We start from the raw sequence: 25,562 nt of genomic DNA on the forward strand, positions 1-25,562 counted from the left end.
CACGTCACCACTGATCAAACTGCCGGAACTCTATCTCCCCCACAACCCTCTACCCAGAAACCGGCCTATTTCTGGACTCAACCATGAGCGACGACCTGCAACCCCCAGACCTGAGTGCCTGGCAGCGTCTGTTCGACGACGAAACCTACTGGCAGCAATCGCCCGACGCTCACTATTTCGACCTGCAGCGCATCGCCGACGACCTGCTGGGCCAAGGCGCCATCGACCTGGAGCAATGGCAGATCCTGCGCGCCAAGGCTGATGATCTGCACAAGGATTCCCCTGCCGTAAACGTCACCCGCGAACTCGACGACCCCGAAGCCTGAGGACAATCACCATGAAACCCATCACCCAAGGCGAACACCCCGACGAACCCCGGCCTGCGGGGGAAACCGAACGCGACAACGATGCCCTGCGGCCGACCAATCCCAAACAGCGCGAGAGCAGCGGCAAAGGCACGCCCAGCGGCGAGTCCACCGCGCAGGAAACCGCCAAGCCCCACACCACCTCGCAGCCCGGCAAAGCCAAGCCCTGAATAGCGTCTATGCTCAGTGGCACGTCCGCCGCCGAAGCCGCTTCGGCGCGGGCGCTGCCATTCATCACAGGGAAAGTATTGCTTATGAAGCTCCAAGCAATCGCCAAAGCCATCACCCTCGCAACCGTACTGTCCGCCACCAGCTTCGGCGCCTTTGCCGCCGACATTCCGCTGTCCGCCACCATCGAAGCCGATCAGGTCACCACCAAAGTGCTCTCCGTCGATGCCGCCAAGCATCAGGTCGTGCTGGAAGGTGCCGAAGGTCGTCAGGTTCACGTTCAGCTCAGCGACAAGGCGAAAAACCTCGCCAATCTCAAGGTTGGCGACCAGGTAAATGTCGAAGTGCAGCGTTCCGTCGCCGCTTACCTCGACACCGATGTGGATAAAGGTCTGCCTGGCTCTACTGAACGTACCGGCGAACTGCGCAACGCACCGGGCAGCGATAACCCCGGCGGCGAGGCGTTCCGTCAGGTTCAGGTGCAACTGAAAATCACCAAAATTGATTTGAAGAAAAACCAGGTGACCTTGCAGAACCCGGCGGGTGTATCGAAAACCCTCGAGGTGAAAAAGCCTGAAATTCAAGCCAAACTGAAAGACTTGAAAGAAGGGCAGAGCGTCATCGTCACTTATACCGATATCTTAAAAGTGACCAGTCAACACGAAAGTTGAGCATTAACTCTACAGGGTGATTGTTCTTGTACAGGTTTGAGTATGAGAACAATCATATAAAAGTGCAGTGTCGGAAGTTTCCCGGCAAATATCGGCGACACACACTTTTTAACTTTCCAGTACATAAATTTCATCATTATCAATGACGACATAACCGACAACTTCTATTAAAATCCCCTCCGTTCGCCCAGTGTCAGGGCTCTTTACCGGTGCATGGATTGCCAGGCCATTACACTGGGCGAACACCTCTTCAGAGTGATGTATACAAATTCTGCAAACAAAAAGGGCGACTCAAGAGTCGCCCTTTTTGTGGTCCCGATTTTAAGCGGCCACGCCTACGCTTGCTGCCCCTGAAAGCGCTTGAGCGACGCCTGATACATTTTCGTGCGCCGATGATCCTTGCCGTAAGTGCCTGCTGCCGCAACGGTTCCGGACTGGATGTGATCCAGATAATGGAAAATCTTTCGCGGCGACAGGAACTTGATGCCGTAACCCAGAGCCGACATCCGATCCTGCAACGTATAACCCGGCACCCGATCATCCATACAGAAGTGCAGGCCCTCGGACTTCATCAACCGCGCATTCCACAACGTGCAGAAACTCTTCAGATGGGTTTCTCTATAAGGTTTTGGCTCTTTGGTTTTCAGCTCCAACTGTGTTTTCGCACGGCGAACATAGTGCTTGCAGAAGCGCGAAGTTAAACGCCAAGTATCACGCAGCGCACCGCGATTGATCTGCTCGACACAACCGACGGCGGCGATGTCCGGCGTTTTAGTGCACTCGCGCATCATCATCGCAAACACTTCCTTGTCGTAAACGAAAGTGTCGGTGTGCAGCAGAAACAGATAGTCAGTGGCAACTTGCTCCAGCGCCAGATCCAGCGCTTTGCCGTGTGCAATATGACCCGCTTCTTTGCCCGGCGAAGGCCGTTCGATGAGGTTAATCCAATCAAGTGAACGCAGGTAATCGAGACTGCCGTCGGCCGAATCGTTGTCTACTACCCAGACGGGAATCTGGTTTTGCGTAACGTGCTCGCGCAACAGCTCCAGGCACATGCGGGTCAGGTCCAGGGTTTTGTAATTTACCAAGACAAGGCTGAAATTCGACGCTGGCTGGGTTGGTAAATCAAACGCTTTCATGACGGAAGGACTCATCTGCGGTTCAAGGGCGACAGGGTTTCGTGGCTGGAATCGTAACGAGGCAACCTTAGGCGAACCTTAATTTGCGGATTTGGCGGTGGGGCGGAGTGTGTCGAGGTGAGACTGCTGAGCCTGTCTGAAAATGCCCAGGGTGCTGCAGATCATTAGCGGCTAAAATGCGCACCCCCTTTACAGTTCAAGGAAGAAACGGCAATCGTCGATCTGTCACGGATGAAACCACTTTCTCTCTACCACCCAGCCCTTTACTGGCTGCGCGTGTGGCAAAAAAGACTGTTCCGCCAGATTGCCTGGCGCTGTTCCGGCAAATGCTACGCACGGCCCGTCGCGGCGGCCGAGCGGCTGCCCTTTCGCTACCTCAAACACACCTCGAAACTCATCCGCAAACTCGGCGACTCCGACCCCGCCTTGCAACACAACAAAGTCATTAACCTGAAACTCGCCGTCGCCGCCATCGACGGCGTCATCATCGCTCCCGGCGAACACTTCTCCTTCTGCCGCCTCGTCGGCCGCCCGACGTTGAAGCGCGGCTACGTTGAAGGCATGGAACTGTCTTTCGGCGAGGCACGACGCGGTGTAGGCGGCGGAATTTGCCAACTGAGCAACCTGATTCACTGGATGGCGATCCATTCACCGCTGGTGGTGGTAGAGCGCTCCAACCACAGCTTCGACCCGTTTCCGGATGAAGGGCGTGTGCTGCCGTTTGGGTCTGGGGCGGCGATTTTCTACAACTACGTTGATCTGGTACTGCACAACCCGACGGATCGGCACTTTCAGCTGAAGTTGAACGTCGGCGAGACACAACTCGAAGGCGAGTTGTTGTGTGATCAGGTGAGGGAATATCGCTACCACGTGTTCCAAGAGGCGCATCGGTTTGTGCGGGAGGGCGCGCGGGTGTATCGGGAGAATGAGATTTGGCGGGAGGTGCGGGAGAAAGGGCAGGTTGGGGAATTGGTGGAGAGGGTTAGGTTGTATCGGAATCGGGTGGTGGTTAAGTATGAGGTTGACGAGCAGATGTTCGAAGCGAGCTAGTATTTTTCCGCAAGAGTTTCATTGGATTTTTTAAGCCACAAGGAAGTAACAAATGAGCAATCGTTTCAAAACTGTCGGTACGGCGAGCACTGCACTTTTTTCAATGTTCATCGCCTGTAATACGTGGGCACAAGCGCCACGTGATTACTACGACGGTATGAAGGCAGGGAAGTGCGCGCCGAATTCTGAGCGGCTGCATGAACAAGCGGTCGCAGGTGATCTTGACGCGCAGACGCAGTTTGGCAAAGCCATTCAGGAGAACCTCTGCGGGGTGGTTGAGCAGTGGTCTCCGGGCATGCCGGAAGTGTGGTTTCGCAAAGCTGCAGAGCACGGTAATGCCGAAGCGCAAGTCGGACTGGCTGAGGAACTGAGTTGGGATAGAAGCGTTGAGGGAGAAGAAGCGGGTGTTTACTGGGATCTGAAAGCTGCGGAGCAGGGGAACGCCAAGGCTCAGTTCAGTTTGGCGCAGATTTACCACAGAGGTGGTCGATCAATTAAGAATCTGAAAGATATGGACAAGGCAGTAGCGTATTACCATCAGTCCGCCGAGGGAAGATATTCCCTAGCCTACATGTTACTCGCCAGCATCTATGAAGAAGGCGATGGGGTCGCGCAGGATGATGTTGCAGCGGCGAAGTGGTATCGAAAATACGCTGAGACTGGTGATAAGTCAGGGCAGTTCTACTTCGCGAAAATGCTGGCTTCAGGGCGTGGCATAAAACAAGACGACGCCCAAGCGTTTAGCTGGTTCGGTAAATCGGCAGCTCAAGGCGATAAATATGCGCAGTATGAGATGGCGCAGATGGTGGAGCAGGGACGCGGTACAGCGCGAAACGAGCGTGAAGCGGTCATGCTTTACCGCAAGTCTGCTGATGCAGATTTCGGCAATGCGCAACTGGCACTTGGGAAAATGTACGCACAAGGACGCGGCGGGTTGCCAAAAAGCAAATCCAAGGCCGAGTACTGGATGCTTAAAGCAATTGATCGTAGTGCACCGGGAGCTAAAGAAGAGCTGCAAAAGCTTTAATGTGTAAAAGAAGGGTATCTTGATTTGAAAAAGGGCGATCATGGGATCGCCCTATTTTTCATTCCCCACCAGCACGCTTTGTAATCATGATCGGCAGAGGACTGGTGAAATCCTTCGTTGAGGATTAACTACCTACGATAGGTGACACGATTCTGAGCGGACTATTTTTACGTGTTGATTTACTCAGTCCACAAATTAACAAAATCATTAGAATTTTTAGCAACGAAATGGGGTTTACTTGAGTTTGGATCAAATACTTCAACAGCAGCCAGGGGCGATTCAGTTTTAGGTTTTTATATGGTGGTCTGATTTTTTTGTTTTAGTTCCAATCTATAGATAGCTTGTCTGGTCGTTCGAAGGGTATCGATACTGTGGTTCCGTTTGATGAAGTGACTACGATTAGGTCATCTTTTATATCGATACTCTCAAAGGGGTTTGTTTCACTCAGAACCAAGAGCCAGACTAGTTCGTTGGTTGACTTTCTAGTCAAGGCGACGAAGCCGTCATCTCCAGAGGCTAAGCATTCACCACATTCAACAAAAGCATCAGCTAATAGTTCTGTTTTTATTATTATCGCGAGTCCTTCACACGTTTCACTGTCGTCAGCCAATAGATCCGCGATGGGAGACCATTTTTTGTTAGTTATTTTGTTTTCTTTTTGTAATAGTTCAAATAAGCAGTAGAAACTCTTATTAAAGGTTCTAGAGTTCTGGCGGACGTATAGACATTAAAATTTTGAGTTGAAAGCTATTATGAAAAAAGGGGCAAAAAAAGGGGGAAAGATTTATTTTCAGTTTGTAGAAGATAAATTTGTCCCCTGGTTTGATGCTTGCTATCTACAGTTGGAATTTGTACTCGTTCTTGTTTGCGCCAAAGTAAAAAACGTCACCTACCCAAGTTTGCGCCAGTTTTTGTTTTAGTCTAGTGGATACTCACAAGTCCATGGGGGTGTGAAAAGTTCGGGGTTTATATTGTGTTCATGAAGGAATGAGTTTATTTCTTCCTCTGTCTCAAAGGTTTCCCATTTAGTTATTGTTGTGTCGTTGGCGCCAATGCTATCTCTTGTTTCAAGAATATGAATTGGAAGGGTGAACTCTACAATAGCATATTTAGAATGCTTTGCATTTTCTAGGAACTTGTAGTAAAGCTCTCCGAGGTGCCTATCTTCGAAGTTTAAATGATAAACAGCGTAGATTGCGATCCACTTTCGAAGTGACTCATCCTGCGTCGGAAGCTCTTGAGCAATTTCTGTATATGATTTTGCCTCTAGGCCCCACCACAATTTTCTAGAGATAGTTTTGGGAGTGTTCATTATGTCCTTCAAACTGGTTTGCCAATAGATTCTTGTTATTCAGGGACAGACCGCGATAAATAGCGGGAAAGAGGAGAGTTTCCAGAGGGTAGATTGTAGGCACAAAAAAGATATCGTATCTGTCTCCTTGTTATTCCAAGTAAATAGCATTTCGGTCAAGCATGGCGTAAGAAGTATGCATTCAGGCAGGCGAATGGTCCTCACCAAAAATAAAGGTCCATTTTTTTGTTTGAGATTGAACATGTCAATATTTTTACTGTCTCGTCAAAGACTTAAAAAAGAAGACGTGGTCTGTCCCTGATTACACCGCTTAGGGTGAGTTTTCTATTCTTGATGAGCGTTGGCTGAAATTTAATTATGCGTCTCTAAGGTTTTGGGAAAAATCAGGGTTAGACCACTTTCTGAATAATAAACCGTAGTCTGTCCCCATTTACGCTATTGTTGTTTAAAGTGGATAATCGCATCGCCATGGGGCAGCAAACAATTCCGGATCGATTTTTAATGTGGCTAGAGATGTGTTGATTTCTTCCTCAGAATCCATGGTTTTAATTTCAGATATGATGATGTCTCTGTCGTCGAGTCCGTCGTTTGTATTGATTTTTTCGATGGGTATCGTAAATATTATTAGTGCATATTTGGAATTTTTTGAGTTGTGAATAAAATCGAAATATTGGTGCGCATCTTCCGTGAATTGATATTTATAAATGGCGTATATTGAAACCCATTTTCTCATTAATGGGTCTTCGGATGCTATTTCTTGGGCGATATTGTCGTAACCGGTTCCATCAAGACCATACCATACACTTCGTGGGATTTTTTTCTGTTCTGTCATTTTTGACCTTCAAATGGGTTTGGCCAATAGATTCGAATTACTTTTCCATCTTTCGGATGCAGTTGCAAGTGTGGCATGGCCGCATGTGGGTCAGTAGGGCTATGATTTGCCATATAAACTTTTCGAGTCTCCAAATTTGATACCGGCGTATCATCCCAATGGTAATAGGACTCTTTGCCTTGAGGGGTTTGAAAGTAATCCTTCGCGGTTACCGGGTTGAATTCTTCGGCATTTCTATATCCTTGACCTACGTATTTCCCTTTGAATAGTTCTTCAGCTTCTGCTCGACTGTTGACGGTTACGTCTTTAGCGCCTTGATCAAGCTGCGCCGAGGCTCTTTTAACGCTAGGACTTGACCAGTCTACATCCGGTGAAGCTGGCTCCTTAGTGTCAATTTTTGCATTTTCAGTCGGTGCCGTGGAGTTTCCTTTCCCTTCACCATCTGGTGGACACCCATTCAACCCCAACGGGTCCACCCACCCCGTAGGGTTAGGCACGTACTGGTAGCTGTTCAACCCACCCGCAAGCTTGATCGGATCCGGCGTCAAAAACCGTCCAGTTCTCGGATTGTAGTAGCGGTGGCGGTTGTAATGTAACCCTGTTTCGGCATCGAAATACTGACCCTGGAAGCGCAACGGGTTATCGATCTCGCTGACATCCAGCGCGGCGAGATTACCGTAGGCTCGGTACTTCGCCGACCACATGATTTCACCGCTGTAGTCGGTGAGCTCTTGCGGGGTGCCGAGGTGGTCGAGTTGGGAGTAGAACGGTGTGGCCTTGCGTGGGCCTTCGCCTTCGAGCATTGCCAACGGGAGGAAGATGCCCGGTTCGTAGAGGTAGATGCGGTAAAGATTGTCGGCGCTTTCTGCGATCAAGCATTCGCCTGCCACAGATACTCGGTGGTGTGAACGTTGACGATATTTTCGCTGCGGCGGTCAAAGGCAGAGGATTCAGGGCCAAGCCATACGTCAAACGTGGTTTTTGTCCTGTTCAGCCGGATGCTGCACTCTGAATTGCTTCCAATGAGTACTCTCGCTGGTATGAACGCAGTCATGATCATCCATATAGATTGGGACTCTCAAATTTCGTCGCCTATCCGGAATGGTAATCAGGTTATTGTGGAAAATAGCGTTTTAAGATTTGTAGATGTTCATGGTTTCCATGTGGATGTGCTGCCTGATCTAAAAAAATTCTTTAAATTATAACGAACAAGACCCCTTATTTCAGAAGCAATAACTAAGGTTGTCAGCTTGGCTGTCAATTCGGAAATTTCTCTCGCTTAGTTTTTATGCTCTAGGGCTTGTTGCGTTGATATTGAATCGATGTCTATTCCAATTATTTGATTGGTATTTAATCGTGGTTCTTGGTTTTTCTTAATAGTCTCGCAAGCTCTGGATAAGAATCCGATTCTTCCGGTGGGAGTAGGTCTATGATTTTTTGTATTTTTACCGTGTATTCTTGTTCAATCGCTGCTTCTGTCCAGTCCAATTCCGATGCCGCAGCGATAGTTACCTCGGGAAATTTCGAGTCAAGGAGTGCTTTTAAAATCGCTATTGCGTCATGAGATCGTAGCTCTCCGAGCGCAGCAGTACTTCGTTCCTGCCAATACTCCTCTTTTGAAAGAATTGTTTCTCGAAGAAGTTTCCAGTCTTCGGAGTCAAATTTTTGCAAAACTCCGTGGGCTACCTGCTCGGTGATGTACTCGTTCCAATTCGAGTCGTCGCTCTGGCCAAGCCAGCAATTGTATTCGTCATAAGTCTTGCTGTTCATTTTTTTCTCGACTTAAGTTGGTGGTGACATTGGGTCGTCGTCTGCTGAGGAAGAAGATGTCACTGCTGCATTTGTTTGCTCTTGGTTGTAGGGTCAGATGGTGTTAGGTTTTAGGTTGTTGTCTTTTCATTTCATGCAGTGCGTTTGTTATCGCTTGGTATAGATCAGTCCAGGTCTTTGCGGTTTCGCAATAAATGGGTGATTCCCAATTCCGATTTGAGATTAGCGAAACCCTAAATGCCCCTTGTTCACTAAACTCCGGATACCACCCTATATCTAATATTTGCCCAAGTCGAAAGGAAGCTTGTAGAAGATCTTCTTTCAGCTCATCGGTGATGAGTGAGATGTCTAATCCGCTTAGGTGAGTAAGGTTATCTAGTGTTATCGTTCCGCCAAGGGCGGTTATGGGCTGAATATTCATAAAGTAATCGGAGACGAGCAAACTTAAAGGGGCGAAGGGCAGAGATAAGTCATAGATCCCATGCATCTGGAAAAAGAAACTGTGATTCTTCGTTTCAATACTTTAGTAGTCATGTGTTTAGAGTTTTAGATCCGTAATTTTTCTGTATCGTGCAAAGATTCCGATTTGCCGCTCTTCACCATTATGCAGTTTTCTGTTGGTGGCCCACTCATAGAGCGTTATTGTGCTTTCTGGGCGCGTACTTGCTTCACCATTAATGCAAAGTTGCATAAGGGGGGCTTAGGGGGGCGGCCGCGTTTAAGATAGCGAGCGAAACTGGCCCAAGCCGTAATCTCTAAATTTTACAGCTGTGGTTTTCTGTCCCTGTGGGCAATCAAGTTTAAAGTTAAAGTTTTTAAGCTTCTATCATAAAAGATTCAATTTTTTGGATAAATTCATGTTTGTGTCTGGTTCGAAATTCGCTAAGGAATTTTTCAGAGTTTTTAATTGGTTTCCCTTTATGGTCGTAGTTAATTATTAGAAAGTCAATTACAAACTCTCCATTAGGATCCCCCTCGGGCTCGACTCTGAAATCAAAACAATGTCCAGTGCTGCGCCGAACTCCACCAATGAGCACTGAGCTGGAGAACCAACTGCTTGTTTCCGGCGTCAGCTCTACCTCAAACAGGTTGTTGATTGTAATCGTCCAGCCGCTTGGAACTCGGATGGGCTGAAGTTCGTACTCTAGTTTTGATCTCATTTCACATTGCCCATATATTTTTTAACTTGTTCAGGAGCTGCTGGAAAGCTATGGATGGCGGAGCCTATGTTGATCTGGCGGAGCAGGTTACCTGCCGGGTCGTAGTGATCTTCGGTTGCCTTTACGGCTGTCATCGATGCCGGCGAGGAGCTGTAGTGGATTTCCTCGCCGTCGGCCAGGGTTTTGACCAGCAGCCGACCAGCAGCATCGCGCAGAAACTCAGTGACCAGTTCGCTACCATCGTCACCGAACTCGGTTTTCTTCAGCAGTCGGCCGTTGAGGTCGTACTAGTAGGCGGTGCGACGACCGTCGAAGCCGGTTTCCTGCTGGATCAGGCCGTTGGCGTAATAGTCGAGGTGGTAATGCCGCGCTCGTTTTCAATTTCGGTCAGCAGCAGGCGCGAGTTGTGATAGCGATAGCGCAGTTGGCTGCCGTCGGGACTGATGCGGCGACTGACCAGATGCAGGTTGTCGGCGTACTCGTAGCGGGTGATGCGACCGAGTTCATCGCGCTCGGCGGTGACATATCCGTAAGCGTTATAGGTAAACGCACGGGTAGCGCCGCCCGGCAGTGTGACTTGGGCGAGACGATTAGCGGCGTCCCACTGGTATTGGGTAACGGCGCCGGATTCTTCCTGGCGGGTGATCTGCCGACCCAGTGCGTCGTAGCGATATTTGCGCTGGCCGCCATCGGGCAGGCGTTCTTCCAGCAACTGGCCGAGGTTGTTCTATCCGATCTGTATCCAAATACCATCGATAATTCGTCCATATTTCATTTTTATCGAGCTTATTTTGATATCAGTATTTTGCATAGATGTATGTGATTCGTTGATAAAAAGTTGGAGAAGGTATGGCGTTTATTTTAGTTGATAGATAATACGATTTCAGCTGTTTTAGGTTTTTATATGGTGGCCTGATTTTTTAGTTTTAGTTCCAATCTATAGACAGCTCGTCTGGTCGTTCGAAGGGTATCGATACTGTGGTTCCGTTTGATGAAGTGACTACGATTAGGTCATCTTTTATATCGATACTCTCAAAGGGGTTTGTTTCACTCAGAATCAAGAGCCAGACTAGTTCGTTGGTTGACTTTCTAGTCAAGGCGACGAAGCCGTCATCTCCAGAGGCTAAGCATTCACCACATTCAACAAAAGCATCAGCTAATAGTTCGGTTTTTATTATTGTCGCTAGTCCTTCACACGTATCACTGTCGTCAGCCAATAGATCCGAGATGGGAGACCATTTTTTGTTAGTTATTTTGTTTTCTTTTTGTGATAGTTCAAATAGGCAGCAGAAACCGTTGTTAAAGGTTACAGAGTTTTGGCGAACGTATATTTCCTCGCTCCAAAGTTCCTGTGTCTTAATTTTGTCGTTGTTGAACATCTTGATTTTTCCTAGTCATTGATCTTTGGTTGATCTTTAAGGCCCGTTGGAGGTACCGGTTTCCCATCGACCCAGTTTCGTTTTTCATTCCTTCTTTGGTTGAAGGCTTTTTCCCATGTTTTTTTCGATCCAGGCATGATGTCTTCTGCTAAGACAATTTCGATTGGAATTTCTTTGAGCTCGGCCAGTTGTGCTGCTCGTAGACGTCTATTGTCATACGATACAAGTTGACCGTCGACCTCCATCACCCGAATTGGGCCAGAGCGCTGCCAGTCCCAAGAGCCGTTACGCATATCCTGCTCGTAGTTCTGTCCGTTTTTATTCACGCCAGGTTGTGTAAAATTTACGTCTTTGGGATTTGCTCTGGCCGCCCCGGGTTTATATTTTCTTCCATACGCGTCCGGCGCTTGTGCTTCTCCTGGGTCAACGCTTGAGCCGGCAGGGCTACTCGGTTCCTCAACGGGAAGTCTGCATTTTTCTGAGTCCGGACACTCTCCGCTTAGACCTAGCGGATCCACCCACCCCATAGGGTTAGGCACGTACTGGTAGCTATTCAACCCACCCGCAAGCTTTATCGGATCCGGGGTCAAAAACCGTCCAGTTCCCGGGTTGTAGTAGCGGTGACGGTTGTAATGTAACCCTGTCTCGGCATCGAAATACTGACCCTGGAAGCGCAACGGGTTATCGATCTCGCTGACGTCCAGCGCGGCGAGATTACCGTAGGCTCGGTACTTCGCCGACCACATGATTTCACCGCTGTAGTCGGTGAGCTCCTGCGGTGTGCCGAGGTGGTCGAGTTGGTAATAGAACGGTGTGGCCTTTCGGGGGCCTTCGCCGTCGAGCATTGCCAATGGGCGGAAGGTGCCCGGTTCGTAGATATAGCTGCGGTAGCGGTTCTCAGCGCTTTCTGCGATCAAGCGTTCGCCTTGCCACAGGAACTCAGTAGTGTTGCCGTCGACGGCTTTTTCAATACGACGGCCGAAGGCGTCGTACTTGTAGGTTGCAATGCTGCCGCCCGGCAGGCTGACGCCGATCAGGCGGTGCTGGCAGTCGTAGCGATATTCGGTGACGAGTTTCTGTCCTGTACCGCGGCGCTCGCGACTTAGGTTGCCATACGCGTCGTACTCATAATGACGATCACCCTGCATCAGCAGGCGGTTGCCTTTGACGTTGGCGAGGTTGGCGGTGCCTTCGTTGTTTTGGCCAAGCAAGTTGCCCGCCGGATCGTGGGCAAAGCTTTCTGGGGTGGCGCCGCGCACGCTGATCAGTCGATCGAGCGGGTCGTAGTGGTAGCTGCGGTTGCCTTTGCGGCTGTCGTCGATACCGGCGAGGTTGCCGTTGGCATCGTAGTTATAACGCCGTTGGAACAGGCTCTTGTCTCGCTGGCCGACGGTGTGTGCTTGCAGGCGACCTTGTTCGTCGTACTGGTATTGGCTGAGCAGTAAACCTTGCTGACGCTGTTGTTCGCGACCGGCGCTGAACTGGTGAGAGGTCAGACGTGAGCCGTTAAGGTCGATGCTGCTGAGTTGCCCGCCTGATTTGTGACGGTAATCAAGTTTGCTGCCGTCAGGCAGGCGGCAGTGTTTTAGTTGGCCGACGCTGTCGTACTCGTAGCGCAGGGTACCCCAGCCTTGGTGTTCTTCGATGAGGCGGTCTTGCAGGTCGTATTTGTAGGCGAGCGGCCAGTGGCCGTCGTCGACGTTTACGAGACGACCGAGGGCGTCGTAGCTGTAGTGGATTTCCTCGCCGTCGGCCAGGGTTTTCACCAGCAGCCGGCCAGCAGCGTCGCGCTGATACTCAGTGACCAGTTCGCTGCCATCGTCGCCGAACTCGGTTTTCTTCAGCAGTTGGCCGTTGAGGTCGTACTCATAGGCAGTACGACGACCGTCGAAACCGGTTTCCTGCTGGATCAGGCCGTTGGCGTAATAGTCGAGGTGGTAATGCTCGCCGCGCTCGTTTTCGATTTCAGTCAGCAGCAGACGTGAGTTTTCATAGCGATAGCGCAGTTGGCTGCCGTCCGGGTTGATGCGACGGCTGACAAGATGCAGATTGTCGGCGTATTCGTAACGCGTGATGCGGCCGAGCTCGTCGCGCTCGGCGGTGACACGACCATATGCGTTGTAAGTGAATGTTCGGGTCGCTCCTCCGGGCAGAGTGATCTGGGCAAGGCGATTTGCAGCATCCCATTGATACTGGGTGATAGCTCCGCTTTCTTCCTGACGGGTAATTTGCCGGCCAAGTGCATCGTAGCGGTACTTGCGTTGACCCCCATCTGGAAGTCGCTCTTCCAGTAGTTGGCCGAGATTGTTCCAGCCCAATTGATGACGGCTGCCATCGCAATGGCCAATCTCCAGCAGACGGCCCTGACGGTCATAGCTGTAGTGGGTAGTGTTGCCGTCAGGATCTGTCTGTTGGGTGATATCACCCTGATTGTTTCGTTGATATGTCCAGACCGCTTTACCGCGACATATCTTGGTTACGAATCCATTGTTATATTCATAACCTGTTGGTTCGTCTTCTGGAGGTATTACGGCTACAAGATTTCCGGATTTGCTGTATCGGAATTCGGTGATCGCACCGAGCGGGTTTTGCTCTGCAACCAAGCGGCCCTTTTTATCGTAAGCCTTGAGGTTTTCGGCTCCGTCAGGGTCTACTTGTGCAATAAGTCGAGCCTGATCGTCGTGGGTGTAGACCTCTTCGCTGCCGTCGGCGTTGGTGACGGTAACGCTACCTTTATCATCCCAAACGTAGTGAGTATCCATCTGCGAGAAATTCGCCCAGTGACGAACACAGCGTGCTGACTTGCCCTCTTTTTCCCACTCCCAGTAAAAACTGGCCCCACCGGCTAACTGGCGTTCAAGAATTACGTTCTGATCGTTGTAGGCATAACGCTCGGCTTCTCCTGCTGCGTTTTTTGCTTCGATCAGGCGATATTGTGAGTCATAGGCATAGCTGACAACTGTTTGGACGGTGCTCCATGCTTCCTCCATATTGTCTGCCGGGCTGAACTGTTGATAGTCGACTGCCACGATATGTTTGCGGTCGTAGCGCAATAGCAAGGCACGACCAGCACCATTGTCGATGCGTTTGATTCGACCGTGAATGTCGCGCGTGATATGAAGTCGATTATCGTACTTGTCACTGATGGCTATCAGTGTTGCGCCTTTTCGATCGTAGCGGAAGTGATAGAACTGAGCATGCCCACCGGCCTGAGTGAGAATAAGTTCTGAAGGATCTTCACCGATGAAAATGGCCGCTTCCGAAAGACTATTGGTAATCGCTGGGCGTTGGATGCTAGGAAGCGGGAATGTGATCACCCGATTCTCATGATCAGTCCAGACTACTTCATCGGTATTGATTTCTATCCGCTGTGACAGCGCATGGCTCCAGCCAAAACCAAGGCCACAATCGATTTCCGCTGCGCTGGTTCGATAGAGGCGAGTCCAGCTAAATGGTGCGAGACCTCCAAGTTCACCATCGGTCAAAGTCAGTAACTCTTCACCTGTGACCATCGAAACAGGGCAACCGTTGGTACACGTTTTTTTAGCGCAAGTTGCGCTTTTGTCATCCGGTGTTTTGGATTGTGCAGGGGCATCATGGTGGGCTTTGGGCGTTTCGATGGTAGTCACTCGCTTTCCATCAAACCGCAACTCGGAAATCCCGTTTCTCACCTTGGCCGTCACGCCACGCGCCGCAACAGCGGTGTATTTCGCGACGTATTCCATAAAGCCATTAATGATCTTGAACAACGACTTCACGAAACCGACGACGGCGTTGAGGACAAGCTCGCCGTATTTCTTCAAGCGGGCGATCAGGTAGATAACGCCGGTGCCTTCAGCCGCAATGGTGAGTACCACGCCAATCACGATGTCTATGGCGATACCGACCACCATTGCCGTGGTGGCTTTCGCGATGTCGCCCGCCATCTTCATCGGCGGCAGGCCTGCCAGCCAGATCACGGCGCTGCGTACCAGCAGGAACAGCGCGGCTTCGTCACTGGCCAGCAACATGGCCTTTTTCATGATGTCCGGCGAGCTTTTGGCAACTTTGATCAGTTCATCTGCACCCGCGCCAAGATCCTTCGCAAACTTGCCGGGGTCCTGCAGGATATCAAGCACTTGGTTGATGCCATCCCATACACCCTTTATCGCCTCCCAGCCACCTTCAAGAATGCCGGTGCCAATCGCCATCGCGGTGCCCGAGGTGGAAAGGTTCGACCATTGCGGTTTGAATCCGGCCCACTCTTTGCGAAGAAAACCTTCCAGGTCTGCGGTCACGCCGCTGTAGGAGCTGAAGAGGGCATCGATTTGTGCCGGCGTCACTTCGTTATGAACGCGGATCTCGTAGAACTTGCCTGGAATACCGCCGGTCCAGGCGGCTTTGCCTTGAGCATCGAGTTTGACCTTGCTGACTGCACCACCCTCAACGGCGACGATCTCGACTTCGATTTCGCCGATAGGAATGTCGTAAACAGACTCGAATTTGCTTTCGATCAGCAACGGCCCCTTGAGCGGGCACTGCGCCACGTTCGAGGTGAAATTGCCGTCGGTCATGCTCACCGCTTTGCTCGAGTCACCAACCTTGATTACTCGCTCCATGCCCAGCAGGGAAGGCAGGTCAGCGGCCCGGCTGGCCTTGTCAGCGACGCGCGCGTACCAGGTTTTGGTTTGTTCCTGATACAGCTTCAGACTGTCCTTGAAGGTGTTCAGTTGGTTGTCAACAAAGGCAACGCGATCCATCAGCCTTGCTCCAGAATCAGGTGGTTTAACAGTGCTTCTTTAAGGTTTTTCGGTGCGTCCGGACGGCGCACGAAACGGCTGACTTTCAGCTTCAGGTTGCTTTCGGGCCAAGCGGTGTAAATGTCCGGACGGTCTTCTTCCAGCCACTGCATCAGGTTGCTGATCAGCGTCGTCGGATTTTCCTTCGCCAAGCCATCCAGTAACGGCTTCGGCACCTCCCACCACGGCCAATCCTTCACCTTCGGCACAACCCGCGTACCAACCTCCAGCGCTTGCCCATTAATCAAATACCGCTCAAACATCGGCAGCACTTCCCCAGCCTTTTCCCCAAGCCCATGCAGAATCGGGTAGATATGCCGGCCATCCCAGAAGCGGAAAAACACTTCGGTCCCATCCGGCATCTTCACCTGCGTCAGGCTGCGCAGATGCTCGAACACTTCGCTCGGCTCCGAGCGCGATACCGCCAGCCAGCCCCAATCGAGGGCGTCGGTTTCGGCGATCCATGGCAGGAATGCCGAGTTGCCCTTGAGTTCGGTGACGTAGGGCATCACCGGTTGCCAGGTGGAGTAGGGCGTGCCGCCCCAGATCGGCAGGAGCTGGGCGGTGGGTTCGGTGAGGTAGAGGTTTTTCAGTGCGTCGGAATCGCTGGCTGCGCTGATGATCAGGTACAGGCGTTCGCCGCTTTGCAACGGCTGTCGCGCCAGCCAATCCTTAGGCGTAATTCGATCAGATGGCACAGGCACCTGCCTTGCATTTTTCGCATTCTTCGCAGAATGGCGCGTTACGTTTGAGGGTGTTGATCTGGGCCGGGGTGAGGACTTGGCCGGCCTTGTCGGCGTCGGCTTGTTTCAGGATGCCGGGTATCAACGGCGCGGCACCGGTGCCGCTGCCTGGACTGCCGCCGGAATTCATATTGATCACCGGCCCGCTCATGGTCACGCCACCGGCATCGATCTTGATAAAGCTGCCACCGCCAATCAGGGTCAGTTCGGCGCCAGCCTCCATCACCACTTTCATGCCGCTGCTGAGGTGGATTTCCTGGCCTGCGTCGATGAACTGGCCGGTGCCGATTTTGATGTGCTGGTTAACGCCGACGGTGAGGTGGTCGTTGGCGCGGGCTTCGACTTTGCGGTCTTCGTAGACGGTGTGGTGTTCTTCGGCTTTGAATTCGCTGTAGCTGTTTTGCTCGACGGTGTCGTGGCGTTCGTTGCCGACGCGGATTTTCTGGTCGTGTTCGATGTTTTCGTCCCAGTCGCGCTGGGCGTGCAGGTAGATCTGCTCCTGACCTTTTTTGTCTTCGATGCGCAGTTCGTTGTAGCCGCCACCGCCCATCGAGCTCAGGGTCTTGAAGGTGCTGCGGGTCTTGTTTGCCGGCAGTGCATACGGGACGGTGTTTTCCTTGTGGTACAGGCAGCCGCTGATCAGCGGTTGATCGGGGTCGCCCTCAAGGAAGGTCACCAGCACTTCCATGCCGATGCGCGGGATGGCGATGCCGCCGTACTGGGCGCCGGCCCAGGCGCTGGAGACGCGCAGCCAGCAGCTGGTCTTGTCGTCGGCCTGGCCTTCGCGGTCCCAGTGGAACTGGACTTTGACGCGGCCGTATTCGTCGCAATGGATCTCTTCGCCTTTCGGGCCGGTGACCACGGCGCTCTGGCTGCCGAGGATGCGCGGTTTCGGATGGCGCAGGGGCGGGCGGTTCGGCACCTCCCACGGCGTGGCCTGGAAACGGTTGCGGTAGCCCTGATGGAAATCGTCTTTCAGTGCGGTAGTGTCGCTGGTCATCGACTCTTCGAGGACTTGCGGCTGCTTGCCTTCATGGTGGACTTCCGTCAGCAGCCAGAGGTCATTCCACTTGGCTTTCGGGTGCGCGGTCAGGGCAAGGAAATGGCCGCTGACCAGCAATGGCTGATCGCTTTTGCCTTCGGCCAACTGGAAGTCACTGCGATGGCGTTCGAGTGCGCGTTTGGCCAAGTGCTTGCCGCGTTCGCGGTCGATGAAACGCCCTGGGTAGTCGTAGTCTTCGAGGTCGGGCAGGGCGTCGCCACGGTTTTCGCTTTCGAGGGTGATGCGCGGTTTTTCGAAATCGTAATCGCGGCGGGTGGTGCGGCTGGTGCGGGTTTCCAGGCGCAGGTCGAAACGCTTGATCACCGGGTCGCTGGCGACCATGCCGGAGTCTTGCTGATAGGCCACCGGCGCCAATTTCGGGAACACCGTCTGGTCATCGCCGAACACCAGTTTGTGCGCGGTGGCGCTGTGCTGGAAGTGGTAGTGAATACCTTCTTCCTCGCACAGGCGCTGGATGAAGTGCAGGTCCGATTCATCGTATTGCACGCAGTAGATGCGCTCGGGATAAATCGAACCGGTCTTGAATTCGTAGGCGTCGCTTTGAATGCCGTGCTCTTCGAGGACCTGGCCGATGATTTTCGGCACCGTGAGGTTCTGGAAGATGCGTTGATTGACGCGGTGCGCCAGGTAGGACAATTGCGGTCGCAGGGTCACCGAATAACGCGTCAGGCGCTTGCCGGAATCGCCTTGCGCGGCGCGGTAGATCTGGCCGTGAATGCCGCTGCCATCGGGCGACAGTTGCAGGAACGCCGGTTTGTGCAGCAGGGTTTCGAGGTCCAGCGACGGCTGCTCACTGACCAGCTCCACCTCGAAGACAAAAGGCTGGCTCACGGCTTCCCGGCCTTGCAGGGTAAACACCTGAAAGTCAGCGGAAAGACCTTCGATGGTCAGGGCAAAGTGGGTTTCATTGGCCGGCGCGAACATCCCTTGTTCCTCGTGCTGTCACAAAAATCTGGAGTTGCGAAAACAACATCGACCAGCAGAGCTGGCCGATGCTTGAAACGATCAGCCGTAATTAAACGACTGGAGCACGCCAGTCATCGGAACCCGAAGTACCGGATACTTCGTGGGTCCAGGTGATTTTGCGGTAGGTGAACTGCACTTCTTCCAGGTGAGTGAAGTGCGCGTTGCCTGGATCCTGGCAGTTGTGCATTTTGTTGTTGATGGCGACGATGATCGCGTCTTCCAGTTTGGTGGTGTAGTAGTGCTCTTGGGTGCCTTGCGCCGAAGTGCGGTACCACTGGATAACGATTTCGCTCATGCGCTCGCCGGAGGTCAGAGCGGCTTGCAGCAGAGGCGAAGCCTTGTCGTAGACCTTGGTGATCACAACTGGCTTGTGAACGCGCTGACCGGTTGGCTGACCGGATTGCGGGTCACGCGGGATGATCACGTCGTGGGTGAAAGCCTGAACCATAACCTGGTCTTCGTGGCCTTCCTGGTAGGTGTTGCCTACGGAGTCAGCGGTGAAAGCGCCTGCAGTGATCAGGCCTTGTTTTTCGCCGGTAACCGACATGTACGCTGGTGTTGCCATGGGGTGCTCTCCTTGCGGATAAAGTTAGGGTGCCCGGGGCGAGATCGCCCGGTGGGTGGCTGACTGTTATCAAGGAGCGTGCCAACAAATGTGCCGCCCTTATGGGCCGGGGTGATGGCGGTTTTTTGCGGGCGGATTGGCGAAAAAAACTGAAAGGCCAAGGCGAAAGTGCGCAAGAAGTTGCGCAGTACTGCGCAACTTCTTGCGCACTTGGCTGCAGGCCTTGAGCGGCGAGGGTTTCAGCGGTGTTGGCGGTGTTTTTCTCGATGCAACTGCGCAACTTCTTGCGCAGTATGGCTCAAGGCCTTGATTGAGCCGAGGCGCCCGCCTCACGATCAAACGATCGCAGCCTGCGGCAGCTCCTGCATTTGGAATGCATTTCTTCTGTAGCTGCGATCTTTATGGCTGTTAGCGGGAAAGCGCGGCCAGACATTCCTCAATCGAACGCCGCTGCGTTTCGGCATACAAGCCCAACTCATCAATGGTCGTCCGCCCCAGCGCCTTCTCGAAGGTTTGGCGATTGGAATGCTCGCCATAATGCGTTTGCGCCGCATCGCCAAGGTTCGACTGAAAAATCCCCGCCGCACTCACCGGGAGGAAATCTTCGTACACCAGCGGCTCTGCTTTCACATAGCCGTCGCGTAATAAATCCTCCAGCGAAGCGTCACTCAGACCACTCGCGACCAGACCTTTTTCCGTGGCGAAATAGCGAAAATACGCCAGCCCTTGTTCGCGCATTCCTTCGACGCTGTCAGGGAATTCGCCAAAGTGTTGCGCCATCAGCGCGTTGTAGCGTGCGGCATTGCCTTCATTGGGAAATGCGCCCAGTTCATCCCGCGCCGCGTTCAGCAAACGGTCATACAGCGCGCGGCCCTTGGGCGTCAGGGCCGCGCCACGTTGTTCGATTTCGCCGAAACGCGCGCTGTGGCTGCCGCGTGTTTCGCTTTGGTCGGTGAAGGCGATCGGCTCGTCCAGTGCTTTGAAACTGGTCTGGCGCAGCAGGATCGGGCATTGCCGGCGCGGCGGCCCTTCGATCACGGCTTTGGGGGTGATGCCATTTGCCGGCATTTGCTCCTGCACGCGGTCGATGTCCAGCGTGCGCGGGGTCAGGTGATTGATGTGCGGGCCTTTGAACGCCACCACGTCGGCAATCAAGCGATGTTGCGCGCTCAGCGTCTGGTACTGCGCGGCGGTGACGGTTGCGCTGTGGTGCCAGCGAAAAGTCTCCAGTGCCTGTAAGACGAATTCCGTGGCGTCGGCCTCGTTCAGGCCGCCGGCTGTTTCCGCCTGTGCGATCAGTCGCAACGCCGCTTCAGTAAAAATTGAGCGCTTGGCCAATACCGACTCGGCAAAGGCGCGCAGTTCAGGATCTTCAATCAATTCCAGACGCAGCAACGAGGTGAAAACCCGAAACGGGCTGATCTGCAGCGCATCCTCATGCACCGCACGAAACGCGGTGGAATGCACCGGCACACCCGCCGGGGTCAGGTCGTAATAACCCACCGGTTGCATGCCCATCACCGCAAACAGGCGGGCGAGGGTGGCCAGTTCGGTGGCGGTGCCGACGCGGATGGCGCCATGGCGCTCCATGTCCAGCCGTTCGATTTCGCCGGTGCTTTTCAATTGTTGGGCAATGTCTGTGTCGCGGTCGAGGACGCTGCGGTTGGTCTGTTCCACCAGTTCCATCAACGCGCCGTACAGCGGCACTTCTTCGCGGTACATGTCGGACATTGCTTTGGAAAAGCGTTGGCGGATCAGGTCAGGGCTGACAAACGGCTGCACGGTCATGAAAAAAATTCCTGCCACGGTCACGGAATGGATAGACGAAAAGATCGCAGCCTTCGCCCACGCGGGCAAACGAAGAATCCTACGAACTTCATTCTGCCAACGACTGATCCACCAGTTCGATCCAGTGCCTGACCGGTGTGCGCCCGGCGCTGGCCAGATGGCTTTGGCAGCCAACGTTGGAGGTGACGATCATGTCAGGACGGCCGCTCTCCAGCGCATTGAGGCGGTTGTCGCGCAGTTGCCGGGCCAGTGCCGGTTGTGTCAGCGAATAAGTCCCGGCCGAGCCGCAGCACAAATGCCCGTCCGGCACGGCTGTGAGGTTATAACCGAGGCGCGTCAGCAGCGCTTCTACCGCGCCACCGAGTTTCAACGCATGCTGCAAGGTGCACGGGCAATGCACGGCAATCCGCCGTTCACTCGCGGCGCAGATCTGTTCCAACGGTTCCTGCGCGAGAATCTGCACCAGATCAACAGTCCGCTCGCTGATCAACTTGGCTTTCGCGGCGTAGGCCGGATCGTCCTCCAGCAAATGCCCGTAATCCTTGATGAATGCGCCGCAACCGCTGGCCGTCTGCACGATGGCTTCGGTGCCGTTTTGCAGGTGCGGCCACCAGGCGTCGATGTTCTGCCGGGCGCGATCGAGGCCTTTGGCCTGGGCGTCGAGGTGATAGTCGAGCGCCCCGCAGCAGCCAGCCTCGCTCACCGGCGTGACGCTGATCCCCAATCGATCGAGCACCCGCGCCGTCGCATCGTTGGTATTGGGCGAAAGCCCCGGTTGCACGCAGCCTTCGAGCAACAACACGCGGCGAGCATGCCGAACGGCAGGGCGCAACCCGCTGATCGGCAAGTGCTGCGGCAGTTTGCTTTCGAACAGCCGTGGCAGCAGCGGGCGAAACGTTGTGCCCATGCGCAGCAAGCCTTTGAACAAACCCGGATTCGGCGCCAGTGCCCGTAAACCTTCGCGCAACAGCCGCTGGGCAGCAGGGCGCGGCACCGCTTGATCGACCACTGCGCGGCCAATGTCGAGCAGGTTGTGATAGTCGACGCCGGACGGGCAGGTGGTTTCACAATTGCGGCACGACAGGCAGCGATCCAGATGCAATTGGGTTTGCGCCGTCGCCGACGCACCTTCGAGCACCTGTTTGATCAGGTAGATACGTCCGCGTGGCCCATCGAGTTCATCGCCGAGCAATTGATAGGTCGGGCACGTCGCGTTGCAAAAACCACAGTGCACGCAGGTGCGCAGAATCTTTTCCGCCTCGGCGGCGCGGGGTAGCTGTCGGGATTGCTCGCTGAGGGTGGTTTGCATGGCTAGACCTCCGCGTACATCCGACCGGGATTGAACAGCCCTTGCGGGTCGAGTTGCGCCTTGAGTTGGCGGTGATAGCGCAGCAGCGTCGGCGCCAATGGCTGGAACGGTAAATCGGTTGCAGCGTGACTGAAACAGGTCGCGTGACCGCCGAGTTCATGGGCCAGAACGTGGATATTCTCGGCATCGGACTTCAGCCAGCGTTGCGCGCCCGCCCAGTCGATCAGCTGCGCGCCGGGCAAATCCACTGGGCCGAGATTGTTCGGCAACGACAATCGCCACAACGGCAGACCCTCATCGAAAAAGCTCAGGCGCTGCTCATTAAGATCCCGCCAGAATCCCGAGTCCAACGGTTCACCGCCGAGGCGTTGATGCGCTGCGGTCACCGAACCTTCGCCGCCCTCGAGACGCAGATAGAGACTGTCACCATCGTGGCACGCGGCGCTGATCGGCAGCGGTTGCTGGCCCCACTCAGCGAGTCTGGCCAAGGCGCGGGCGCAATCGATGTCGAGGCGGATGCTCAGGCACTGACGCGGTTTGGGCAGGACTTTCAGCGACACTTCGGTGATCACGCCGAGGCAGCCGAAACTGGCAGCCATCAGCCGTGACAGGTCATAACCGGCAACGTTTTTCATCACTTCGCCACCGAAACGCAGGTGCTGGCCGAGCCCGGTGATCACGCGCGTACCCAGGACGAAATCCCGCACCGACCCCGACCATGGCCGCCGAGGCCCGGACAACCCGGTGGCGATCATGCCACCGACGGTCGCACCTTCAGAAAATGACGGCGGCTCGCACGGCAACATCTGTCCGGCGCCATCCAGTGCCGCGAGCAGCTCGGACAGCCGCGTGCCGGCGCGCACGCTGACCACCAATTCGGTCGGCTCATAACGGACGATGCCGCGATGGGCGCGGGTGTCGAGCACTTCACCGGTCACTGCTCGGCCGATAAAGGCCTTGCTGTTGCCGCCCTGGATTTTCAGCGGCGTGGCGTTGGCGCGCGCCGCGTTGACTTGTTCGATGAGGGCGCCGCTGGCATCGAAATCCGCCATCAGAAACGCTCCAGCTCGGGGAAAGGCAGTTGCCCGGCGTGAATGTGCATGGCACCGAATTCGGCGCAGCGGTGCAGGGTCGGAATGTTCTTGCCGGGGTTAAGCAGACCTTGCGGGTCGAACGCGGCTTTCACCGCGTGAAACAAGGTCAGTTCATCGCTGTTGAACTGCGCGCACATCTGATTGATTTTCTCGCGGCCCACGCCGTGTTCGCCGGTGATGCTGCCGCCGACCTGCACGCACAGCTCCAGGATCTTGCCGCCGAGGGCTTCGGCGCGGTGCAGCTCGCCGGGCTGGTTGGCGTCGAACAGGATCAGCGGGTGCATGTTGCCGTCGCCGGCATGAAAGACGTTGGCCACGCGCAAGCCATATTCTTTGCCGAGGCGCGCAATGCCTTGCAGGACGCCAGGCAATTCGCGGCGCGGAATGGTGCCGTCCATGCAGTAATAATCAGGTGACAAGCGGCCGATGGCGGGGAAGGCATTTTTGCGCCCGGCCCAGAAGCGCACGCGCTCGGCTTCGTCCTGGGCCTGGCGCACTTCGGTGGCGCCGGCCTGATTCATTACTTCGCGCACCCGTTGGCAGTCGTCGTGGACATCGGCTTCGACACCATCGAGTTCGCACAACAGAATCGCCTCGGCGTCGACCGGGTAACCGGCATGAATGAAGTCCTCGGCGGCGCGGATGGCAAGGTTATCCATCATTTCCAGTCCACCGGGAATGATCCCGGCGGCGATGATTTCGGCCACCGCGCGACCTGCCTTTTCCACGGAATCGAAACTGGCCAGCAGGACTTTTGCCACCTGCGGCTTGGGCAGCAGTTTGACCGTGACTTCGGTGATGATCCCCAGCAAACCTTCGGAGCCGGTGAACAATGCGAGCAAGTCGAAACCTGGCGAATCGAGGGCGTCGGAACCCAGTGTCAGGCGTTCGCCTTCGATGGTCAGCACGTCGATTTTCAGCAAGTTGTGCACGGTCAAACCGTACTTGAGGCAATGCACGCCGCCAGCGTTTTCCGCGACATTGCCGCCAATCGAGCAGGCGATCTGTGAGGACGGATCTGGCGCGTAATACAGCCCGAACGGCGCCGCGGCCTGAGAAATCGCCAGATTGCGCACGCCCGGTTGTACTCGCGCGGTGCGGGCGGCGGGGTCGATGTGCAGGATATTGTTGAAGCGTGCCATCACCAGCAGCAGGCCTTTTTCCAGCGGCAACGCGCCGCCGGACAACCCTGTGCCGGCGCCACGGGCAACCACCGGCACGTTTTGCTGATGGCAAAGTTTGAGCAGGGTTTGCACCTGTTCCAGGCGCCGGGGCAGGGCGACCAGCATCGGCGTAGTGCGGTACGCGGAGAGGCCGTCGCATTCGTAGGGTTTGAGTTCGTCCTCGCGCCACAGGATGTCGAGGTCGGGCACGGCTTGTTGCAGGGCTTTGAGAAACTCGGCCTTGTTCACCTCGGGCAACGGCCCGTCGAGGCGCTCGTCGTAGAGGATGTTCATCGCTGATTTCCCAGAAACTCCCGGTACAGCCGTGCGGTGCTGGCGGGTTGCTCGACCATCGGCATGTGCCCGACGTGGTCCCAGACGTCGACCTGCAGGTTGGCGATGCCCTTGCTCCAGACCGGTACGCTGCTGACATCAATCAAACGATCCTTGCGCCCCCAGAGCAACAGCGCCGGGCACTTGATGTCAGGCAGTTTCGGCTCCATCGGCGGACTGGCGCGGAAGTCGCGGAAGATTTCTTCCAACTCATCACGTTGCTGCTCGTAGCGTTGGGCGATGGCGTCCAGCACCAGATTGGGCACCCACGGCGGCGATTCCATGGTCATCGCGTAGAACTGGCGAAACTCCTCGCGGGAGTTGATCAGAAACGGGTTATGCCCACGGGCCAGATGCCGCTCCATGTCGCTGACTTCGGGCGCGGTAACGCCGGCCGGATCGATCAACGCCACCGAGGCAATGCGGTCTGGATACGTCGCCGCCAGCCACGCGGCAATGTAGCCGCCCATGGAATTGCCGATCACATGGACTTTCTCCACACCGCAGACATCGAGCAACTGGATCATCCGTTTGGCCTGCACCGCAATGTCGTAGCCGCCGCCCGCCTTGAAGCCGGTTTCACCATGGCCGGCCAGATCCGGGATGATCACCCGATACTGGCGGACAAAGTGCCGCGCGCAGCGCAGCCACAGGTTCTTGTCAGCGCTGTAGCCGTGCAGCATCAGAATCGCGCTTGAGGCCTCATAAGGCCCGCCTTGCCAGGTCGACACCGTCATTTCGGCAATCGGCACTTCGATCTTGTGCAATTTGTACAACTTGGCCTCGATGGCCATGTTCAGGTCATACAGCCAATGGCCGACCGCCGGATAACTCAACCAGCTCCAGGCTACGAAAACCGCGAGGGCGACAAACAGCAAAAGCATCGA

General features: G+C 54.5%; 19 protein-coding genes and 2 pseudogenes. 5 read left to right on the forward strand and 16 right to left on the reverse strand.

The window, feature by feature from the left end; all coding sequences use genetic code 11:
• Positions 1-83 precede the first annotated feature (83 nt).
• The 3 genes from AC3Y64_RS10815 (at position 84) to AC3Y64_RS10825 (ending at position 1,204) form a co-directional block, all read left to right on the forward strand.
• Positions 84-326 carry a hypothetical protein gene (locus AC3Y64_RS10815; RefSeq protein ID WP_489987420.1) on the forward strand — a complete coding sequence of 81 codons (243 nt, stop codon included), beginning with the start codon at positions 84-86 and terminating at the stop codon, positions 324-326.
• 11 nt (positions 327-337) lie between these two features.
• Positions 338-535, forward strand: a complete 198-nt coding sequence (locus AC3Y64_RS10820; RefSeq protein ID WP_489987421.1) for a hypothetical protein — start codon at positions 338-340, stop codon at positions 533-535.
• Between the two features lie 84 nt (positions 536-619).
• Entirely contained in the window at positions 620-1,204 is a 585-nt protein-coding gene (locus AC3Y64_RS10825) for a hypothetical protein (protein WP_489987422.1), read from the forward strand.
• 335 nt (positions 1,205-1,539) lie between these two features.
• Here the strand turns inward: AC3Y64_RS10825 and AC3Y64_RS10830 are convergent, their stop codons facing one another.
• Positions 1,540-2,343: a glycosyltransferase family 2 protein gene (locus AC3Y64_RS10830; RefSeq protein WP_489987947.1), complete on the reverse strand. Its 804-nt coding sequence runs from the start codon at positions 2,341-2,343 to the stop codon at positions 1,540-1,542.
• A gap of 231 nt (positions 2,344-2,574) precedes the next feature.
• Here AC3Y64_RS10830 and AC3Y64_RS10835 point away from each other — a divergent pair, with 231 nt between their 5' ends.
• Positions 2,575-3,393, forward strand: coding sequence for a VanW family protein (locus AC3Y64_RS10835; RefSeq protein WP_489987423.1), 819 nt, complete (start codon positions 2,575-2,577; stop codon positions 3,391-3,393).
• A 52-nt stretch (positions 3,394-3,445) separates the two neighbouring features.
• Positions 3,446-4,420: a tetratricopeptide repeat protein gene (locus AC3Y64_RS10840; protein WP_489987424.1), complete on the forward strand. Its 975-nt coding sequence runs from the start codon at positions 3,446-3,448 to the stop codon at positions 4,418-4,420.
• 916 nt (positions 4,421-5,336) lie between these two features.
• Here AC3Y64_RS10840 and AC3Y64_RS10845 read toward each other — a convergent pair.
• The 15 genes and pseudogenes from AC3Y64_RS10845 to AC3Y64_RS10915 all read right to left on the reverse strand — a co-directional run bounded on the left by AC3Y64_RS10845 (position 5,337) and on the right by AC3Y64_RS10915 (position 25,559).
• Positions 5,337-5,732 (reverse strand): hypothetical protein, encoded by a 396-nt coding sequence (locus tag AC3Y64_RS10845; RefSeq protein WP_489987425.1) that lies wholly within the window; start codon positions 5,730-5,732, stop codon positions 5,337-5,339.
• Between the two features lie 445 nt (positions 5,733-6,177).
• Positions 6,178-6,564, reverse strand: coding sequence for a hypothetical protein (locus AC3Y64_RS10850; RefSeq protein WP_489987426.1), 387 nt, complete (start codon positions 6,562-6,564; stop codon positions 6,178-6,180).
• A pseudogene (locus AC3Y64_RS10855) lies at positions 6,561-7,507 on the reverse strand (RHS repeat domain-containing protein); the annotation flags it as partial. The pseudogene AC3Y64_RS10855 and the gene AC3Y64_RS10850, both read right to left, overlap by 4 nt.
• Before the next feature lie 407 nt (positions 7,508-7,914).
• Positions 7,915-8,334: a HEAT repeat domain-containing protein gene (locus tag AC3Y64_RS10860; RefSeq protein ID WP_489987427.1), complete on the reverse strand. Its 420-nt coding sequence runs from the start codon at positions 8,332-8,334 to the stop codon at positions 7,915-7,917.
• Between the two features lie 1,309 nt (positions 8,335-9,643).
• A pseudogene (locus tag AC3Y64_RS10865) lies at positions 9,644-10,221 on the reverse strand (type IV secretion protein Rhs); the annotation flags it as partial.
• 199 nt (positions 10,222-10,420) lie between these two features.
• A complete protein-coding gene (locus tag AC3Y64_RS10870) occupies positions 10,421-10,873 on the reverse strand; it encodes a hypothetical protein (protein ID WP_489987428.1) in 453 nt (150 codons plus the stop codon).
• Between the two features lie 11 nt (positions 10,874-10,884).
• On the reverse strand, positions 10,885-15,612 hold the full coding sequence (locus AC3Y64_RS10875) for an RHS repeat-associated core domain-containing protein (protein ID WP_489987429.1): 4,728 nt from the start codon (positions 15,610-15,612) through the stop codon (positions 10,885-10,887).
• Positions 15,612-16,349: a DUF4123 domain-containing protein gene (locus AC3Y64_RS10880; protein ID WP_489987430.1), complete on the reverse strand. Its 738-nt coding sequence runs from the start codon at positions 16,347-16,349 to the stop codon at positions 15,612-15,614. Before AC3Y64_RS10880 ends, AC3Y64_RS10875 begins: the two co-directional genes overlap by 1 nt.
• Positions 16,339-18,381, reverse strand: a complete 2,043-nt coding sequence (locus AC3Y64_RS10885; RefSeq protein WP_489987431.1) for a type VI secretion system Vgr family protein — start codon at positions 18,379-18,381, stop codon at positions 16,339-16,341. Before AC3Y64_RS10885 ends, AC3Y64_RS10880 begins: the two co-directional genes overlap by 11 nt.
• A 91-nt stretch (positions 18,382-18,472) precedes the next feature.
• Complete coding sequence (locus AC3Y64_RS10890; protein WP_007949952.1) at positions 18,473-18,988, reverse strand: Hcp family type VI secretion system effector; 516 nt, start codon at positions 18,986-18,988, stop codon at positions 18,473-18,475.
• Between the two features lie 408 nt (positions 18,989-19,396).
• The gene (gene hglS, locus AC3Y64_RS10895; protein ID WP_489987432.1) at positions 19,397-20,776 is read right to left on the reverse strand and encodes a 2-oxoadipate dioxygenase/decarboxylase HglS; all 1,380 of its coding nucleotides are present in this window, start codon (positions 20,774-20,776) and stop codon (positions 19,397-19,399) included.
• 88 nt (positions 20,777-20,864) lie between these two features.
• On the reverse strand, positions 20,865-22,085 hold the full coding sequence (glcF, locus tag AC3Y64_RS10900) for a glycolate oxidase subunit GlcF (protein ID WP_489987433.1): 1,221 nt from the start codon (positions 22,083-22,085) through the stop codon (positions 20,865-20,867).
• A gap of 2 nt (positions 22,086-22,087) precedes the next feature.
• The gene (gene glcE / locus AC3Y64_RS10905) at positions 22,088-23,137 is read right to left on the reverse strand and encodes a glycolate oxidase subunit GlcE (RefSeq protein WP_489987434.1); all 1,050 of its coding nucleotides are present in this window, start codon (positions 23,135-23,137) and stop codon (positions 22,088-22,090) included.
• Entirely contained in the window at positions 23,137-24,636 is a 1,500-nt protein-coding gene (glcD, locus tag AC3Y64_RS10910; protein WP_489987435.1) for a glycolate oxidase subunit GlcD, read from the reverse strand. The genes glcE and glcD overlap by 1 nt, the downstream gene beginning before the upstream one ends.
• Positions 24,633-25,559 carry an alpha/beta fold hydrolase gene (locus AC3Y64_RS10915; protein ID WP_489987436.1) on the reverse strand — a complete coding sequence of 309 codons (927 nt, stop codon included), beginning with the start codon at positions 25,557-25,559 and terminating at the stop codon, positions 24,633-24,635. Before AC3Y64_RS10915 ends, glcD begins: the two co-directional genes overlap by 4 nt.
• Positions 25,560-25,562: the final 3 nt, after the last annotated feature.

The sequence above is a fragment of the Pseudomonas sp. 4CAES_32.4 genome (genome assembly GCF_058136335.1).

Coding starts and splice junctions, on each gene's coding strand:
- AC3Y64_RS10875 (WP_489987429.1), bottom strand. CDS start 15,612: ATGGATCGCGTTGCCTTTGTTGACAACCAACTGAACACCTTCAAGGAC.
- AC3Y64_RS10845 (WP_489987425.1), bottom strand. CDS start 5,732: ATGAACACTCCCAAAACTATCTCTAGAAAATTGTGGTGGGGCCTAGAG.
- glcE (WP_489987434.1), bottom strand. CDS start 23,137: ATGGCGGATTTCGATGCCAGCGGCGCCCTCATCGAACAAGTCAACGCG.
- AC3Y64_RS10890 (WP_007949952.1), bottom strand. CDS start 18,988: ATGGCAACACCAGCGTACATGTCGGTTACCGGCGAAAAACAAGGCCTG.
- AC3Y64_RS10825 (WP_489987422.1), top strand. CDS start 620: ATGAAGCTCCAAGCAATCGCCAAAGCCATCACCCTCGCAACCGTACTG.
- AC3Y64_RS10915 (WP_489987436.1), bottom strand. CDS start 25,559: ATGCTTTTGCTGTTTGTCGCCCTCGCGGTTTTCGTAGCCTGGAGCTGG.
- AC3Y64_RS10835 (WP_489987423.1), top strand. CDS start 2,575: ATGAAACCACTTTCTCTCTACCACCCAGCCCTTTACTGGCTGCGCGTG.
- AC3Y64_RS10840 (WP_489987424.1), top strand. CDS start 3,446: ATGAGCAATCGTTTCAAAACTGTCGGTACGGCGAGCACTGCACTTTTT.
- AC3Y64_RS10815 (WP_489987420.1), top strand. CDS start 84: ATGAGCGACGACCTGCAACCCCCAGACCTGAGTGCCTGGCAGCGTCTG.
- glcD (WP_489987435.1), bottom strand. CDS start 24,636: ATGAACATCCTCTACGACGAGCGCCTCGACGGGCCGTTGCCCGAGGTG.
- hglS (WP_489987432.1), bottom strand. CDS start 20,776: ATGACCGTGCAGCCGTTTGTCAGCCCTGACCTGATCCGCCAACGCTTT.
- AC3Y64_RS10885 (WP_489987431.1), bottom strand. CDS start 18,381: ATGTTCGCGCCGGCCAATGAAACCCACTTTGCCCTGACCATCGAAGGT.
- AC3Y64_RS10860 (WP_489987427.1), bottom strand. CDS start 8,334: ATGAACAGCAAGACTTATGACGAATACAATTGCTGGCTTGGCCAGAGC.
- AC3Y64_RS10830 (WP_489987947.1), bottom strand. CDS start 2,343: ATGAAAGCGTTTGATTTACCAACCCAGCCAGCGTCGAATTTCAGCCTT.
- glcF (WP_489987433.1), bottom strand. CDS start 22,085: ATGCAAACCACCCTCAGCGAGCAATCCCGACAGCTACCCCGCGCCGCC.
- AC3Y64_RS10870 (WP_489987428.1), bottom strand. CDS start 10,873: ATGTTCAACAACGACAAAATTAAGACACAGGAACTTTGGAGCGAGGAA.
- AC3Y64_RS10850 (WP_489987426.1), bottom strand. CDS start 6,564: ATGACAGAACAGAAAAAAATCCCACGAAGTGTATGGTATGGTCTTGAT.
- AC3Y64_RS10820 (WP_489987421.1), top strand. CDS start 338: ATGAAACCCATCACCCAAGGCGAACACCCCGACGAACCCCGGCCTGCG.